Consider the following 15,629-nt stretch of genomic DNA (forward strand, 5'->3'; position numbering starts at 1 on the left):
CTGGCACCGAAGGAACCCCCATGCCTGCCCCCGCTGCCGCCGGCGGTCCGCCCTCCGTCCGGACCGCGTTCGTGCCCGGCACCCGGCTGCCCGGCTGGGCGGAAAGGTTTGGCGCCTCGCACGGCGGGTACACGCTGCAGGATGACGACGACGGCCTCCGCCTTGTGGCGGCTGACGGCGCCGAGGCGCTGCTGCAGGGGCCGTGGCCGGCCGACGGGCGGCCGGGACGCGGCAGCGGGCCCCTGGAGCGGCTGGCCGCCCTGGCGTCCCAGCCCCGCCGGCTGGGACTGCTGCTGGTGCGGCGGGGCGGCTACGGCATCGGGGTGGCCAGCGAGGGAATGCTGCTGGCGTCCAAGGCAGGCACCAGGTACGTCCAGTCACGCACCGCTGCAGGCGGCCAGTCCCAGCAGCGGTTCGCGCGCCGCCGTTCCAACCAGGCGGATGCGTTGGTGTCGGCAGTGGCACAGCAGGCGGCTGAAGTCTTGGCTGCAGCGGCCTTCGAGTACCTGGTGCCGGGCGGCGACCGGACCCTGGCGGACCAGGTCCTGGCGGAACCAGCCCTCCGTGATTACGCCCGTCTGCCGCGCCTCGCCTACCTGGACGTGGCTGAACCCCGGGCCGCCGTCCTGAAGAAAGCAGCGGCGGACGCCTGCTCGGTCCGGATCACGGTGACCGACCCGCATGGCTAGCGCAGCCAGCGGAGGCTTAACAACCAGTCAGGGCCCGGCGGGGCCGTTCCTGCCGGTACAGGTAGCGGCCCGCGTCCCGGAATCCGGCTTGTGCATACAACGCCTGTGCCCCGTGGTTGGCGGCGGTGACCAGCAGCCAGAACTCTGCCACGCCCTGCTCCACACCGGCCTGCAGCAGGGCCCGCATGATGGCTGTCCCGAAGCCACGGCGGCAGGCGTCCGGCAGGGTGGCCATGCAGTACAGGCCGCCATGCCTGGCACCGTCGGCAAGGGCCAGCCGGCCGACGGCGGCGGCCCGGCCATCGCCATCGCGAAGCAGCGCGTACACTGACGGGCATCCTTCGAGAATTGCCTGTGCAGTTGCCAGGGCATCCTCCCCGCCACGGCCGTCCACCTCCCACCAGACCCGCAGCCAGTCCGGGGACGGCTCCGTGGACAGTTCGATTGGCGAAAGTTCCGTTTCGGGGGTACCCGTGATGGCTTCCGGAACTGGATCCGCCGAGGCGCTGAGGGTCATCACCAGGGTCTCGGACTGGCGGGTAAAGCCTTCCGCGTCGAGAAGATCGTGGAGTGCCGACGCTGCAGGGTTGTCGAACAACTGGAAGATGACAGGCAGCCGCTTCCTGCGGTACCAGGCCCGGGCTTCGCGGAGCAGGCCGGGAAGGTCGTCACCGGACTGCCCGGCCGTGAGGGCGCGCGGCCAGATGGAGTTGGCACGCTGGGTCACGCCGCCGGCTGCGCGAAGGACCCAGCCGCCGGCGTCATGCCGTTCCAGGGCAGGCCAGGCGGCATCCATGGCGGCTTCGAGGTCCAGGGGTGCGGGTTCGATGGTGCCCAAAGCGGACAACGGACAGCTCCTTTGTTAACAGCGGAGGCTCCCCGGTGATCCGGGGAGCCTCCGCTGGCCGCCGCCTTACGGCAGCGTCCGTGCTGCTACTGCTTCTCTTCGGGCTTCTTCTCTTCCGGCTTTCTGGCCTCAGGCTTGAAGTCCACGCCTGCCTCCTTGCGCTGCTGCGGCGTGATGGGGGCCGGAGCATCGGTCAGGGGGTCGTGGCCGCCGCCGGACTTCGGGAAGGCGATGACATCGCGGATGGACTCAACGCCCGCCAGCAGCGATACAACACGGTCCCAACCGAAGGCAATGCCGCCATGCGGCGGGGCGCCGTACTTGAAGCCCTCCAGCAGGAAGCCGAACTTGGTCTGGGCGTCGTCCTTGTCCAGGCCCATCAGCTCGAACACGCGCTCCTGCACGTCGCGCTGGTGGATACGGATGGAGCCGCCGCCGATTTCGTTGCCGTTGCAGACGATGTCGTAGGCGTAGGAAAGCGCCGACTCGGGATCCTTGTCAAAAGTGTCAAGGAACTCCGGCTTGGGTGAGGTGAAGGCGTGGTGGACAGCGGTCCACTGTCCTCCGCCGACGGCGACGTCGCCAGAGGCAACAGCGGCTGCGGCAGGCTCGAACATCGGCGCGTCCACAACCCAGCAGAAGGCCCAGGCGGTGGGATCGATCAGGCCAGTGCGGTGGCCGATCTCGACGCGTGCAGCACCCAGAAGGGCACGCGACGGCGTTTTCTCACCGGCGGCGAAGAAGATGCAGTCGCCGGGCTTGGCGCCAACGGCGTCGGCCAGGCCGGCGCGCTCGATTTCGGTGAGGTTCTTGGCCACCGGTCCGGCGAGCTCGCCGTCTTCCTTGTAGAGGACATAGGCCAGGCCCTTCGCGCCGCGCTGCTTGGCCCATTCCTGCCAGGCATCAAGGGCGCGGCGTGCCTGCGAGGCGCCGCCAGGCATAACGACGGCGCCGACGTAGGGCGCCTTGAAGACGCCGAAGTTGGTGTCCTTGAAGAAGTCGGTGAGCTCGGTCAGTTCCTGGCCGAAGCGCAGGTCCGGCTTGTCCGAGCCGTAGCGCGCCATGGCATCGGCATACGTGATCCGCTGGATAGGCGTGGGGATGTCGACGCCGATGAGCTGCCACACCGCTTTGACGATGTTTTCGCCGAGCCGGATGATGTCGTCCTGGTCCACGAAGCTCGCCTCGATGTCCAGCTGCGTGAACTCTGGCTGCCGGTCCGCACGGAAGTCCTCGTCCCGGTAGCAGCGGGCAATCTGGTAGTACTTTTCGAAGCCGCCCACCTGCAGGAGCTGCTTGAACAGCTGCGGGGACTGCGGCAGCGCATACCAGGAACCCGGAGCCAGGCGTGCCGGAACCAGGAAGTCACGGGCGCCTTCCGGCGTCGAACGCGTCAGCGTGGGCGTCTCGATCTCCACGTAGCCCTCATGGTGGAGCAGCTCGCGCGCCACCCGGTTCGCCTCGGAACGGAGGCGCAGGTTGCGGCTGGGGCCGGGACGGCGGAGGTCCAGGTAGCGGTGCTTAAGCCGGGCTTCCTCGCCGACTTCCACGTGCTCGTCGATCTGGAACGGCAGCGGGTCCGAGGTGTTGAGGATGGTGACGTCCTCGGCGATGACCTCGATGTCGCCCGTGGCCAGCGCCGGGTTCTCGTTGCCTTCCGGGCGCCTGGATACGGTGCCTTTGACCTGCAGGACGTACTCGTTGCGCAGTCCGTGGAACACTTCTTCCTCGCGGACCACCACCTGGGCCACGCCGGAAGCGTCGCGCAGGTCCACGAAAGCCACACCACCGTGATCACGGCGGCGGCCCACCCAGCCGGCCAGGGTTACGGTTTGTCCAATGTGCTCGGAACGAAGGGATCCGAGGTCATGTGTGCGCAGCACAGCACGCCTTTCTGCGGGAAAACAGTGGGAAGTCAATATGATCGTTGCGGGAACGATCCCGTCCGAGTTTACCCGTTGGAAAGGGACTGCCGCCGCATGAGCGAACCGCAGCAGCTGCAACGCAGGCTGGGAACCTTTGACGCCACCGCCATCGGCCTTGGTTCCATGCTGGGCGCCGGAGTGTTTGTGGTGTTCTCCCCGGCCGCGGCACTTGCCGGGAATCTTCTGGTCCTGTCCGTGGCCGTTGCCGGAATTGTGGCGTACTGCAACGCCGTGGCCTCCGCAGCCCTGGCGGCGAGGTACCCCACCAGCGGTGGAACCTACGTGTACGGCCGGAAACAGCTCGGCGAATGGCCGGGTTTCCTGGCCGGCTGGGGTTTCGTGACCGGCAAGACCGCGTCCTGTGCAGCCATGGCGTTGACGTTCGGCAGCTATGTGGCGCATGACTACGCGGTCCCGGTCGCCGTGGCCGCCGTCGTGGCTCTGACCGGCGTTAACCTGTTGGGCATCACCCGGACAGCCCTGCTGACCCGGATCCTGCTGTGCATGGTCCTGGCGACACTGGTGTTCGTGGGCACCGCGGCCGTGCTGGGTCCGCACCCGGCGGCGGAGCCGGCAGGTGTGCCCTCCGGGGGTGCGGCGGGTGTCCTCCCTGCCGCCGGCCTGATGTTCTTCGCGTTTGCGGGGTATGCCCGGATCGCCACACTGGGCGAAGAGGTCAGGAATCCCGCGCGTGCCATCCCCCGTGCCATCCTCGCGGCCCTGGCGGCCGCCTTCGCCATCTACCTGCTGCTGGCGCTGCTCCTGCAGGCACACCTCGGAGCGCGGCTTGGGTCCACCAGCACTCCCCTGCTGGACGCCGTGCTGGACAGCCGGCTGGCGGCGGCGGCACCGCTGGTGCAGGCAGGAGCTGCCGCGGCGTGCCTGGGCGCCCTCCTGGCACTGATCACGGGCGTAGGGAGGACAACGCTTGCCATGGCGAGGGAGCGCGATCTCCCGGGACCGCTGGCCAGGGTGGGCGGCGCCCACACCGTTCCGTTCATCGCCGAACTGGCCGTGGCCGCCGTCGTCATCCTGCTGCTGCTGACCACCGACGTGATGACCGTCGTGGGCTTTTCAAGCTTCGGCGTGCTGGTCTACTACGCAGTCGCCAACGCATCGGCCTTTACCCTTGCCGCCCACCCCGGTTACGCTCCGCGCTGGTTGAACGTGCTGGGCTTCCTGGGGTGCGTGGTGCTTGCCTTCACTTTGCCGCCCGCGTCAGTCCTGACCATGACGGCGGTCCTCGCCGCCGGGGTGCTTGGACGCTGGCTGGTGCTGCGGTTCCGGCAGCACCAGCCGGCGCCGTAAACGCCCGCCTCCTAGACGGAGGCTGCGGCCGCGGTTGTCTCCACCTGAACCGCCAGGTCCTCCAGGGGCGGCATCCAGGTTTCAGGGGCCGCCAGCACCTGCTCGCCGGTGCGGATGTCCTTCACCTGGTGGGTGCCGTCGTCGTCCGTGAACCACACATACGGGATTCCCCTGCGGTCCGCGAACTTGATCTGCTTGCCGAACTTCTCCGCCTTGGCCGCAACTTCGGTGGGAATGCCCCGGCTGCGCAGCAGTGCGGCAACGTCCTGGGCCGTACCCCAGCTGTTGTCATGGTTCAGGGCCACCAGCACTGCGGTGGGAACGGAGCGGGAGGCTTTGGCGAGGTCCTGGCTCAGGATCCGGGACACCAGGCGGGTGACGCCGATGGAGAGTCCCACCCCCGGGAACTTCCGGTTGCCCTTCGACGCCAGGGCATCGTACCGGCCGCCTGAGCAAATGGATCCCAGCTGTTCGTGGCCCACAAGGACGGTTTCCACGACCGTGCCGGTGTAGTAGTCCAGGCCGCGGGCGATGCTGAGGTCTGCCAGCACCTTTCCGGGAGCGCGCTGCACGGCGGCGTCGATGACCTGCTCCAGCTCGTCCAGGCCTTCATCAAGGAGTTCGTTGGTGACGCCCAGCGCGCGGATCTGGGCCACAAAGGACGTGTCTTCGGTGCGGATGGCGGCAAGCTGCAGGGCTTTCTGCGCCTGTTCGTCGGTGGCGCCGAGTTCTTCCTTCAGCAGCCCGGCCACCTTTGCGGGGCCGATCTTTTCGAGCTTGTCGATGCTGCGCAGGACGCCTGCGGTGTCGTCGAGGCCGATGCCCCGGTAGAAACCTTCAGCGAGTTTGCGGTTGTTGATCCTGAGGCGGAAATCGGGGATGGGCAGGGCGCTGAGTGCCTCGGCGATCACCAGCGCGATCTCGACGTCGTAACGGAACGGAAGCTCGCCGTCGCCCACCACGTCGATGTCCGCCTGGGTGAACTCGCGTGCGCGGCCTTCCTGGGGCCGCTCGCCGCGCCACACTTTTTGGATCTGGTAGCGGCGGAAGGGAAAGGCCAGGTAGCCGGCGTTTTCCACCACGTAGCGGGCGAAGGGCACCGTCAGGTCGAAATGCAGGGCAAGCGCGTGGGGGTCGGCTTTGCCGCCCTTGACGGGGTTATCGCTCTCGTCCTCCTGGAGCCGGCTCAGTCCGTACACTTCCTTGTCGATCTCGCCCTTGCGCAGCAGCTGCCCCACCGTCTCCACCGCGCGGGTTTCGATCGAGGAGAACCCGTGCAGTTCAAAGACCCGGCGCAGGGTATCGAGCACATGCAGCTCCACCAGCCGCTCCTCGGGAAGCCACTCGGGGAATCCGGACAGGGAGGCGGTGCGTGCCATGGGGAAGGTTCTCCTTAGGAATGGAAGGTGCGCCGGAGCTGCCGGCCCGGCCCGCGCAACGGCGGGCATACGGCGGCAGAACAGCGGGCCATGCATAAACTATGTGCGGCAGCCAGTTTATGCGTCATCTGTGTGCATCTCTAATGCGGCGGACGCGCAAAGCCTGGCCCTGATACCTGCGCCCTGCGGCCACCCGCAGGGCACCAGCAGCCCGACGACGAGGAGGACCCTTGGCGGCCAGTTCACGCAGTGCACGCGAGACAAAGCGGCGCATCCAGCAGATGGAGGCCAAGCGTGAGCTCCGGCGCACCCAGGAGAAGCGCCGGAAGCGCGACAACCTCGTAGCCGGCGGCGCCGGAACCGCCGCCGTGCTGCTCGCCGTCGTCCTCCAACTCACCGCGTTCGCCGGAAACCCCACCGAGGACGAATATGCCGCCGCGCAGGCAGGGCTGACGGATCCGTCGGCATCTGCAAGCGCCCCGGCCACGCCCTCGGCCCCGGCAACCAACGGACCAAACATTCCGTCCGCGGACACCGCAGCGGGCAAAACGTTCACTGGCGAGTTGCTGCTGAACGGCAGCCCGCTGGGCGTGGAAGTGGACGGGACCAGGGCTCCGCAGGCGGCCGCCGTCTTCAAGTCGCTCAGCGACGAGGGCTACTTCAATGGCAAGTCATGCCACCGGCTCACCACCGCGGACCAGTTCGGCGTGCTGCAGTGCGGCTCCCCCAACGGCGACGGGCAGGGCGACCCGAACTACACGTGGGGTCCGCTGGAAAACACGCCCGCCGACAACACCTACCCCGCAGGCACCATCGCCGTGGCCCGCACGGGGAACAATGCTTACGGCAATGGAACGCAGTTCTTCATTGTTTATAAGGACACCGTCATTCCCGCAGACACGGCGGGCGGCTATACCGTGGTGGGGAAGGTGACGTCGGGGCTTGATGTCGTGTCCAAGATCGCCGCCGCAGGCATCACCCCCGCGGCCGGCGACACGGACGGCGCGCCAAAACAACCAGTCACGATAGACTCGTTCTCTCTGAAGTAGGAAGCCGGGCCGGACAGGCCACGGTGCAGCACGTGAGTATTTCCCTCCAAGCGAAAGACTTTTAGCGGTGACAGACAGTCAGAAATCCGACGAAACAGCAACAGACGTGACCGAAACAGCGGCTCCGGCCGAGGTTGGCGGTACTGGTGCCGATGCCGGGCAGTCCCCCGTAACCCCTGAAGCCGCGGCTTCCGACGAGGGTGCAGGGCAGGAAGCCGAAAACCAGAGCGTTGAGAACCAGGGCGAGGAGAACCAGGGCGCTGAGAACCAGGGCGTGGACCAGAGCGCTGGGGACCGGGACAACGGGACCACCGTTGAAGAGTCCGCGCCTGCCGCGGCCGCTGCCAACGCCCCGGCTCCCGGACCGCGGCCTTCCGCTCCGTCGCCTGCAGCATTCGCATCGCGCCCCAAGCCTGCTGCCGCCGCTCCCGCCGCAGCCACGGTTCCTGCTGCGCCCGGCACGTCTGTCGCCGAGGCCTCCAAATGGGGCAGGGTGGAGGGGGACGCCACGTCTACCTGACCATCGATGGCGAGGAACACTCCGTGGGCCAGTACCCGGGTGTCAGCGACGACGAAGCGCTGCTCTACTTCGCGCGGAAATACGATGACGTTGTGGCCCAGATCGTGCTCCTGGAGCAGCGCGTCAGCTCCAAGGCCCCCAGCACCGACATGCAGAAGACCGTAACGCACCTGCGCGAGCAGCTTGCCGAACGGAACATGGTGGGTGATCTCCGCTCAGCCGAGGCGCGCCTGGACAAGCTGGCAGGCCAGATTACCGAACTGGAGAAGGCTGAAAAGGCCGAGCACGACGCCGTGCGCGCCTCTGAGCTAGCAGCCCGTGAAGCCATCGTGGCGGAAGCAGAGGAAATCTCCGGCCAGGATCCCGCCCAGACACAGTGGAAGACCTCCAGTGCCCGGATGAATGAGCTCTTCGAGAACTGGAAGGCAGCCCAGAAGAGCGGCGTCCGCCTGGGCCGCAGCAACGAAGACGCCCTGTGGAAGCGCTTCCGCGCCGCCCGCACCGTCTTCGACCGGCACCGCCGGGCCTACTTCTCCCAGCTGGACAGCAACAACTCCGCCGCAAAGGCCGCCAAGGAGAAACTGATTGCCGAGGCCGAGGCACTCTCCACGTCTACCGACTGGGGCTATGCTGCCGGTGAATACCGCCGGCTGATGGACCAGTGGAAGGCTTCGCCGCGGGCAAGCCGTAAGGACGACGACGCCCTCTGGGCGCGGTTCCGCGCCGCCCAGGATGTCTTCTTCACGTCCCGCCAGGCCGCCAACGAGGAGATCGACCAGGAATACGCCGCCAACCTCACGGTGAAGGAGGCCCTGCTGGCCGAGGCCAGCGCCATCCTGCCGGTGAAGGACCTGGCAGCAGCCAAGAAGGCGCTCCAGTCCGTCCGTGACCGGTGGGAGGAAGCCGGCAAGGTTCCCCGCGCAGACATGGGCCGGATCGAAGCCGGGTTGCGGAAGGTTGAAGACGCCGTGCGCCATGCGGAGGAAGAGCAGTGGCAGCGGTCAAACCCCGAGCGCAAGGCTCGTACCAACAGCGCACTCTCGCAGCTGGAATCCGCCATCGCCGGGCTCCAGGACGACCTTGCCAAGGCTGAGAAGAGCGGCGACCAGCGCAAGATCAAGGCTGCCCAGGAAGCACTCGAGGCCCGCCAGGCCTGGCTCGACCAGATCCAGCGTTCAGCCAGCGAGCTTGCCTGACGTTCCTGTCCTGAACTGATGGGCACAGGCCCGGTCCCGGTTATCCACATAACCCGGACCGGGCCTGTGCCTGTTAATGGCGTCCGGGCAGGATGGGGGTATGGCCACACCTCCAGCTTCCTCCGCCGGACCGGGCAGGGAAGCCTCAACTGCCGCTTTCCGGGCGGGCTGCCAGGCAAACGGCGGGGAGCCGGCTGCGCCGCCGCGCTTTCCTGACCTGTACGCACCCGGCGCGCCTTTCGCCGGCCCTGAACTGCAGTCACTGGCAGCCGACGGGCTGCTGGCCCGCTTCCACCAGCATGGCTACACCCTCCCCGGAATTCAGGCGTCGCCGCAGCTGCGGGCCAGGGCTGCCGCTGGAGCTGTGCCACCGGCCATCCGACAGCGTGTTGTGGCCGGGCGGCTGACGGCGGCGTGGATCTACGGCTGCGCCGGGGAACCGGACAGGCTGGCGCTGCTGGTGGATGCGAAGCGGAGGGTGTCCAGCCTCCGGAATACACGCGGCTGCACGCTGCACGAGGTGAAGCTGGGACCGTTCGACGTGATCAGCCTGGGCGGACTGATGGTCTCCAGCCCTTTACGCACCGCCCTCGATATTGCCCTGCACGTGGAGGCCGAACGCGCAGTCCCCGCGCTGGCCGGGTTGCTCGCCCGGCCGCAGCAGGATGTCAGGCTCCGCTTTCTGGTGCGCGCCATCGAGGCTACCCCGCGGGTCCCGCACAAGCGGGCTGCCTTGGAAAAGCTTGCCCTGCTAGCTCCGGCGCTTGTTCCCGGTAGTGCGGTAGACGTCGAACACCCCGTCGATCCGCCGGACGGCACTGAGGACGTGGCTGAGGTACTTGGGGTCCCCCATCTCGAAAGCGAACTTTGAGATGGCCACACGGTCCGTGGACGTGTGGACGCTGGCAGCGAGGATGTTGACGTGGTTGTCCGACAGGACCCTTGTCACGTCCGAGAGCAGGGATTTCCGGTCAAGGGCCTCAACCTGGATTTCCACCAGGAACACACTGGACTGCGTGGGCGCCCAGTCAACGTCCACGATCCGGTCCGGCTGGTCCTTCAGGTCCGAGATGTTGGTGCAGTCGGTGCGGTGCACGGACACACCGGATCCCCGGGTCACAAACCCGAGGATCGGATCCGGCGGAACCGGCGTGCAGCAGCGCGCCAGCTTCACCCAGACATCACCAACGCCGCGGACCACAACACCGGAGTCGGAGAAGCGGGCTTTGCTGACCTGCGTGGGGATGCTGACTTCCTCGACGTCATCATCGGCGCTCTCGTTGCCGCCGAGGCTCTCAATGAGCTTCTCCATGACCGACTGGGCGGAAGTGTGCCCGTCGCCCACGCCGGCATAGAGGCCGGAGATGTCAGCGTACTTGAATTCCTCGGCCACGGCAGCCAGTGCCTCGTGCGTCATCAACCGCTGCAGCGGAAGGTTCTGCTTTCGCATGGCGCGGGTCAGCAGCTCCTTGCCCCGGTCAATCGCTTCTTCGCGCCGTTCCTTGCTGAACCACTGGCGGATCTTGTTGCGCGCCCTGGCGCTCTTGACGAAATGCTGCCAGTCCTGGCTGGGCCCGGCCCCTTCGGCCTTGGACGTGAAGATTTCCACCCAGTCACCGTGGTTCAGCTCGCTGTTGAGCGGAACCAGTTTTCCGTTGACCCTTGCGCCGATGGTGCGGTGGCCCACCTCGGTGTGCACGGCGTACGCAAAGTCCACCGGCGTCGAGCCCGCGGGAAGCGCCATGACTTCGCCCTTGGGCGTAAACACGAACACTTCACGGGCGTTGATTTCAAAGCGGAGCGAATCCAGGAACTCACCGGGATCGGACGTTTCCTGCTGCCAGTCCACCAGGGAACGGAGCCACCCCATATCGCCATCACGCGGGCTTCCGGGACCCACCGCTGTACGGTTGGGCTGGTCCTTGTACTTCCAGTGCGCCGCGACACCATACTCGGCGCGGCGGTGCATTTCGTGGGTCCGGATCTGGATTTCCACCGGCTTGCCGCCAGGGCCAATCACCGTGGTGTGCAGGGACTGGTACATGTTGAACTTGGGCATCGCGATGTAGTCCTTGAACCTGCCGGGCAGCGGGTTCCAGCGCGAGTGCATGGTGCCCAGGGCGGCGTAGCAGTCCCGGACGGAGTCCACCAGGACGCGGACGCCCATGAGGTCGTTGATGTCGTCGAAGTCCTTGTCACGGACGATCATCTTTTGGTAGATGGAGTAGTAGTGCTTGGGCCGGCCCGTGATGGTGGCCTTAATCCGGGCGGCACGCAGGTCCTCGGTGATCTGGTCACGGATGACGCCAAGGCTCTTTTCCCGCTCCGGTGTCCTGTCCCCCACCATCCGGACGATCTCTTCGTACACCTTCGGGTACAGCGCAGCGAAGGACAGGTCCTCAAGTTCCCACTTGATGGTGTTCATGCCCAGGCGGTGGGCCAGCGGCGCGAAGATCTCCAGGGTTTCCCGGGCTTTTCGCGCGGAGGACTCTGCCGATACGAAGCGCCAGGTCCGGGCATTGTGAAGCCGGTCCGCCAGTTTGATCATCAGAACCCGGATGTCCTTGGCCATGGCCACGACCATCTTGCGGACGGTCTCGGACTGCGCGGCCTCGCCAAAGCTGACCTTGTCCAGTTTGGTGACGCCGTCCACCAGCATGGCCACTTCAGGCCCGAAGTCCCGCTTCAGGTCAGCGAGGGTGTAGGAGGTGTCCTCAACCGTGTCGTGCAGCAGGGCCGCGGCCAGGGTGGTGCCGCTGAGGCCCAGTTCGGCGAGGATGGTGGCCACTGCCACCGGGTGGGTGATGTACGGATCCCCGCTCTTGCGCTTTTGCCCGCGGTGGCAGCGCTCGGCGACATCGAACGCACGCTGGATGAGGTCGAAATCCTCTTTTGGATTGTTGGCGCGTACGGTCCGCAGCAAGGGCTCGAGGATGGGCGAATAGGTGGCAGGTCCCCGGCCGGTCAGGCGGGCAAGCCGGGAGCGGGTGCGCTCCCGGCGGCCGGGAAACGTGGGGCGTGATCCTGAGTTATCGACGGGAACCAATGAGCCCGGGCGCGCGGAAGGCGCCGCACCGGTCTGCATACCGGCAGAATTCTTTTCCTCCTGTGCCGTTGGCGCTGACGCCGAACGTTCTTCCAATGAAGTACCCCTCACCACCGACTTAATTACCCCAGTCTATTCCTCCGGGCAGCGACTTTTATAACCGGGCCTGCACAGGCCAAAGGCCGGGCGGCGCACAGTGTGCGCCGCCCGGCCTTTTGGTGCATCAGGACTGGATTTGGGTGCCTGTCAGGCCTTGGCCGGCGATGCCGGAACTGCCCGTTCCGCTGCTCCGGCGCGGCGCTGCTCAACACGCCTTGCCTGCTTCACGAGGTCCGGTTCACCCTGGCGGAGCCACGCATACATGGGCGCAGCCACGAAAATGGTGGCTGCTGTACCGATGAGGATTCCAACGAACAGGGCCAGGGACAGGTCACGGAGGGTTCCTGCGCCCAGGAGGCCTGCGCCGATGAACAGGATGGCCCCCACGGGGAGGATGGCCACCATCATGGTGTTGATGGAGCGGACCAGGGTCTGGTTGACGGCGAGGTTGACCTCCTCGCCGAAGGTCCGGCGGGTGGAGGCGTCGATTCCGTTCGTGTTTTCCCGGATCTTGTCGAAGACCACCACGGTGTCATACAGCGAGTAGCTGAGGACGGTGAGGAATCCGATGATCGCCGACGGGGTGACTTCGAAATCGCTGAGGGCGTACACCCCGGCCGTGATGAACATGGTCACGGCCATGCCGGCAAGCGCCGAGAGGGACATCTTCCAGGTGCGGAAGTACAGGGCCATCAGCAGGGCCGCGAGCAGCACGAACACCACCAGGCCGATCAGTGCCTGCTTGGTCACGTCTGCACCCCAGGTGGGTCCAACGAACGTGGAGGTCACCTCATTGTCGGTAACGCCGTAGGCGCTGGTGAGGCCCTGCTTGATCCGGAGGGTCTCGTCATCCGTCAGCTTGTCGGTCTGGATCCGCATGGTGTTGCCGGCCACGTTGGCCACGCGCGGCACACTGCCGGAAACCACGTCCGTGACTGCCTTCTCGCCGATGGCGGCATCGGTGGTCTTGACGTTGGACACCGTAAATTCGGAGCCGCCGCGGAACTCGATGCCGAGGTTGAAGCCCCCCTTGGCCGCCGGGATGATGATGGACAGGGCCACGCCCACCGCCGCGATGATGAACCAGATTTTCTTGGCGCCCACGAAGTCGTAGGAGCGCTTTCCGGTGTAGAGCTCGTTGCCGAAAGTGGCGAAGCCTGACATTACTTGTTCTCCTTCGCGGAGGTCTTGGACGAGCCGGCCAGCTGTTCCTGCTTCTCTGCCAGGCGCCGTTCAGCGATGGTCATGCGGCGTTCGGCCTCGGCTGCGGCACCGGCGTTCTTGCTGCGGACGGCCACGGGCCGGTCCTCCGGGGTGCGGATGCGGCCGGCACCGCGGTACAGCGGCACGGCGCCAAGCCGTTCGGGGTCGAGTCCGGAGAACTTGTGGCCTTCACCGAAGAACCGTGTGCGGGCCAGGAGCTGCAGCGTGGGGTGGGTGAACATGAACACCACGATCAGGTCGGCGATGGCGGTCAGGCCCAAGGTGAAGGCGAACCCGCGGACGTTGCCCACTGCCACGAAGTACAGGACCAGTGCGGCCAGGAGGTTGACTGCCTTGGAGGCCAGGACGGTGCGCTTGGCACGCTTCCAGCCGTTTTCGACGGCGGATACCAGGCCGCGTCCTTCACGCAGTTCGTCCCTGATCCGCTCGAAGTAGACGATGAAGGAGTCGGCAGTCTGGCCGATGGCCACGATGATGCCGGCCACACCTGCCAAGGACAGCCGGTAGTTCTCCGTCCAGCCGAGGATCGCGATGGCCAGGTACGTCAGGGCACCGGCCACCACCAGCGATGCGATGGTAACGAAGCCCAGGGCACGGTACTGGAACAGCGAGTAGACCACAACGAGCAGCAGCCCGATCAGGCCGGCCAGCAGGCCCATGCGCAGCTGTTCGCCACCGAGCGTCGCGGAGATCTGCTGTTCGCTCTGGATGTCGAAACTGATCGGAAGGGCGCCGAACTTCAACTGGTCCGACAACGCCTTGGCGGTCTGCTCGGTGAAACCACCGGTAATCTGCGGACGGCCATCGGTGATGACGGCCAGCGAACGCGGCGCGGAGATGACCTGGTCGTCCAGCACAATGGCGAACTGGGACTTGGGGTCGGTGCCGGACTCCCCGCCGGCAGCCACATAGAACTGGTTCAGCCGTTCGGTGACCTCTTTGAACTTTGCCGTGCCGTCGGCGTCGAACTGGATGTTGACCGCCCAGTCATTGGTGACAGCGCCCTGGGCGCCCTGCTGGAGCTGGAAGGACGAGGTGACGATGTTGCTGCCCTTCACCTCCACGGGACCCAGGATGTACTTAATGGCAGGCGACTTGTCCGTGGCCGGTTCGCAGGTCACCAGCGGCTTGGCGGGATCCGACCGCTCGGATTTCTCAGCCGCGGCGCTGTTGCAGTCCAATGCCTCGAACTCCTTGTAGATCTCCGGGGTGATCCAGTTGGTGTCACTGCTGTTGGCCGGCTCGGCGGTCGGCTTGGGCAGCTGGTCCTCGGGGGTCTGCGACTCCGGGGGAACTGCTGCGCCGTCGCCGTTGAGGAGGACAGGGCGGAAGTTCATGTCCGCTGAAGCCTGGATCAGGTTGCGGGTTTCGGCAGAGGGTGTGCCGGGAAGGCTGACCACCACGTTGCGCCCTGACTGGGTGCTGATTTCCGCTTCGGACACGCCGGAGCCGTCAACGCGCTGGCGGATGATCGCCACGGCCTGGTTGAGCTGCTGTTCGTTGATGTCCGAACCGCCCTCCACCTTCGGCGCCAGGATCATCTGGGTGCCGCCCTCAAGGTCAAGCGCCAGTTTGGGTGCCCAGCTGCCCTGTCCGGCGATGGTGCCGCCGGCCAGGACGGCGGTCAGCGCTGCCAGGATTACACCGAGCCAGACCAGGACGCGGAGCCCTGGTGTCTTGCGGCCAGTTCGTGCCATTGTCGATCTTTCTCTTATTCGCGGAGAAACCGCCGGGGCAGGCAGGTGCCTGCGCCGGCGGCGATCCGCAGCGGTAGAGGGAGGAAGGGGCCAGCGGGCCTAGCTGTCCTTTTTGCCCTCATCGTTGAGGCGCTTCAGGGTTTCCTCGGGAGTCTCGGGGCCAACCGCGGTGCTGCCGGTCTCCGTGGTGGTGAGGGATGACGCATCGTCCGGAACCACAGGCGAGGCCTCGGCCGGCTCCGCGGCGGGTTCTGCGGCAGGCTCCACAACCTTGGTGACGGCCTGGCGGTGCACAGTGGCCAGGTTGCCGGGGGAAAGTTCAAGGGTGACCTTGTTCTCGGCCTCGTCGATGTCCACGATCCGGCCGAAAAGGCCAAAGCTGGTCATGACCTCCACGCCCGGGGCAAACTTCGACTGGAGCTCTGCCTGCTGCTGCTGCGTCTTCTTGTTGCGGCGGAACATCATGAAGATGAAGACGCCGAGCATGACGAACAGGAGAATTGACATTGGATCCAAGGGGAATTCCGTTCTTTAGCGTGGTGTAGCTGGGTTCTCCAGCGACGTCGGCTTCGCTTCGGCCGGGGTGGATGTGCGGTGCAGGCAGAACGCCTGACATTTTCCTTCCCCAAGCGACGGGGGCGTCAGGGCCA

The 15,629-nt window shown here is 66.3% G+C and carries 11 protein-coding genes and 1 pseudogene; 5 read left to right on the forward strand and 7 right to left on the reverse strand.

All coding sequences use genetic code 11. The annotated features are described in order from the left end of the window. Positions 1–20: 20 nt before the first annotated feature. Positions 21–689: an acVLRF1 family peptidyl-tRNA hydrolase gene (locus ACR65K_RS05805; RefSeq protein ID WP_440151708.1), complete on the forward strand. Its 669-nt coding sequence runs from the start codon at positions 21–23 to the stop codon at positions 687–689. A gap of 16 nt (positions 690–705) precedes the next feature. Here ACR65K_RS05805 and ACR65K_RS05810 read toward each other — a convergent pair whose 3' ends face one another. Then, positions 706–1,536: a GNAT family N-acetyltransferase gene (locus tag ACR65K_RS05810; RefSeq protein ID WP_440151710.1), complete on the reverse strand. Its 831-nt coding sequence runs from the start codon at positions 1,534–1,536 to the stop codon at positions 706–708. 86 nt (positions 1,537–1,622) lie between these two features. After that, positions 1,623–3,419, reverse strand: coding sequence for an aspartate--tRNA ligase (gene aspS / locus ACR65K_RS05815; protein WP_142031350.1), 1,797 nt, complete (start codon positions 3,417–3,419; stop codon positions 1,623–1,625). Positions 3,420–3,515: 96 nt separating this feature from the next. Between aspS and ACR65K_RS05820 the strand changes: the two genes are divergently transcribed. Continuing rightward, positions 3,516–4,769, forward strand: a complete 1,254-nt coding sequence (locus tag ACR65K_RS05820) for an APC family permease (RefSeq protein WP_440151713.1) — start codon at positions 3,516–3,518, stop codon at positions 4,767–4,769. Positions 4,770–4,780: 11 nt separating this feature from the next. Here the strand turns inward: ACR65K_RS05820 and hisS are convergent, their stop codons facing one another. Continuing rightward, positions 4,781–6,148: a histidine--tRNA ligase gene (gene hisS / locus ACR65K_RS05825; RefSeq protein ID WP_440151715.1), complete on the reverse strand. Its 1,368-nt coding sequence runs from the start codon at positions 6,146–6,148 to the stop codon at positions 4,781–4,783. Between the two features lie 230 nt (positions 6,149–6,378). On the opposite strand from hisS, the gene ACR65K_RS05830 reads away from it, so the two are divergent. From ACR65K_RS05830 to ACR65K_RS05840, 3 genes and pseudogenes are all read left to right on the forward strand, one after another. Beyond that, a complete protein-coding gene (locus ACR65K_RS05830; RefSeq protein ID WP_440151716.1) occupies positions 6,379–7,197 on the forward strand; it encodes a peptidylprolyl isomerase in 819 nt (272 codons plus the stop codon). 274 nt (positions 7,198–7,471) lie between these two features. Beyond that, positions 7,472–8,913, forward strand: a pseudogene (locus ACR65K_RS05835) (DUF349 domain-containing protein). A 100-nt stretch (positions 8,914–9,013) separates the two neighbouring features. After that, positions 9,014–9,784: a hypothetical protein gene (locus ACR65K_RS05840; RefSeq protein ID WP_440151717.1), complete on the forward strand. Its 771-nt coding sequence runs from the start codon at positions 9,014–9,016 to the stop codon at positions 9,782–9,784. On the opposite strand, the gene ACR65K_RS05845 is transcribed toward ACR65K_RS05840, so the two are convergent. From ACR65K_RS05845 to yajC, 4 genes are all read right to left on the reverse strand, one after another. Further along, on the reverse strand, positions 9,665–12,055 hold the full coding sequence (locus ACR65K_RS05845; protein ID WP_440151718.1) for a RelA/SpoT family protein: 2,391 nt from the start codon (positions 12,053–12,055) through the stop codon (positions 9,665–9,667). The genes ACR65K_RS05840 and ACR65K_RS05845 overlap by 120 nt on opposite strands. Positions 12,056–12,205: 150 nt before the next feature. After that, on the reverse strand, positions 12,206–13,222 hold the full coding sequence (secF, locus tag ACR65K_RS05850) for a protein translocase subunit SecF (protein WP_056336591.1): 1,017 nt from the start codon (positions 13,220–13,222) through the stop codon (positions 12,206–12,208). Beyond that, positions 13,222–14,979, reverse strand: a complete 1,758-nt coding sequence (gene secD, locus ACR65K_RS05855; RefSeq protein ID WP_440151719.1) for a protein translocase subunit SecD — start codon at positions 14,977–14,979, stop codon at positions 13,222–13,224. Before secD ends, secF begins: the two co-directional genes overlap by 1 nt. A gap of 99 nt (positions 14,980–15,078) precedes the next feature. Next, positions 15,079–15,486 (reverse strand): preprotein translocase subunit YajC, encoded by a 408-nt coding sequence (yajC, locus tag ACR65K_RS05860; RefSeq protein WP_142031359.1) that lies wholly within the window; start codon positions 15,484–15,486, stop codon positions 15,079–15,081. Between the last annotated feature and the right edge of the window lie 143 nt (positions 15,487–15,629).

It is taken from the genome of Arthrobacter sp. SAFR-179, from assembly GCF_059414945.1.

Excerpts from the sequence above, each read along its gene's own strand:
- ACR65K_RS05805 (WP_440151708.1), top strand. The coding sequence starts at position 21 with ATGCCTGCCCCCGCTGCCGCCGGCGGTCCGCCCTCCGTCCGGACCGCG.
- ACR65K_RS05820 (WP_440151713.1), top strand. The coding sequence starts at position 3,516 with ATGAGCGAACCGCAGCAGCTGCAACGCAGGCTGGGAACCTTTGACGCC.
- hisS (WP_440151715.1), bottom strand. The coding sequence starts at position 6,148 with ATGGCACGCACCGCCTCCCTGTCCGGATTCCCCGAGTGGCTTCCCGAG.
- ACR65K_RS05840 (WP_440151717.1), top strand. The coding sequence starts at position 9,014 with ATGGCCACACCTCCAGCTTCCTCCGCCGGACCGGGCAGGGAAGCCTCA.
- secF (WP_056336591.1), bottom strand. The coding sequence starts at position 13,222 with ATGTCAGGCTTCGCCACTTTCGGCAACGAGCTCTACACCGGAAAGCGC.
- secD (WP_440151719.1), bottom strand. The coding sequence starts at position 14,979 with ATGGCACGAACTGGCCGCAAGACACCAGGGCTCCGCGTCCTGGTCTGG.
- yajC (WP_142031359.1), bottom strand. The coding sequence starts at position 15,486 with ATGTCAATTCTCCTGTTCGTCATGCTCGGCGTCTTCATCTTCATGATG.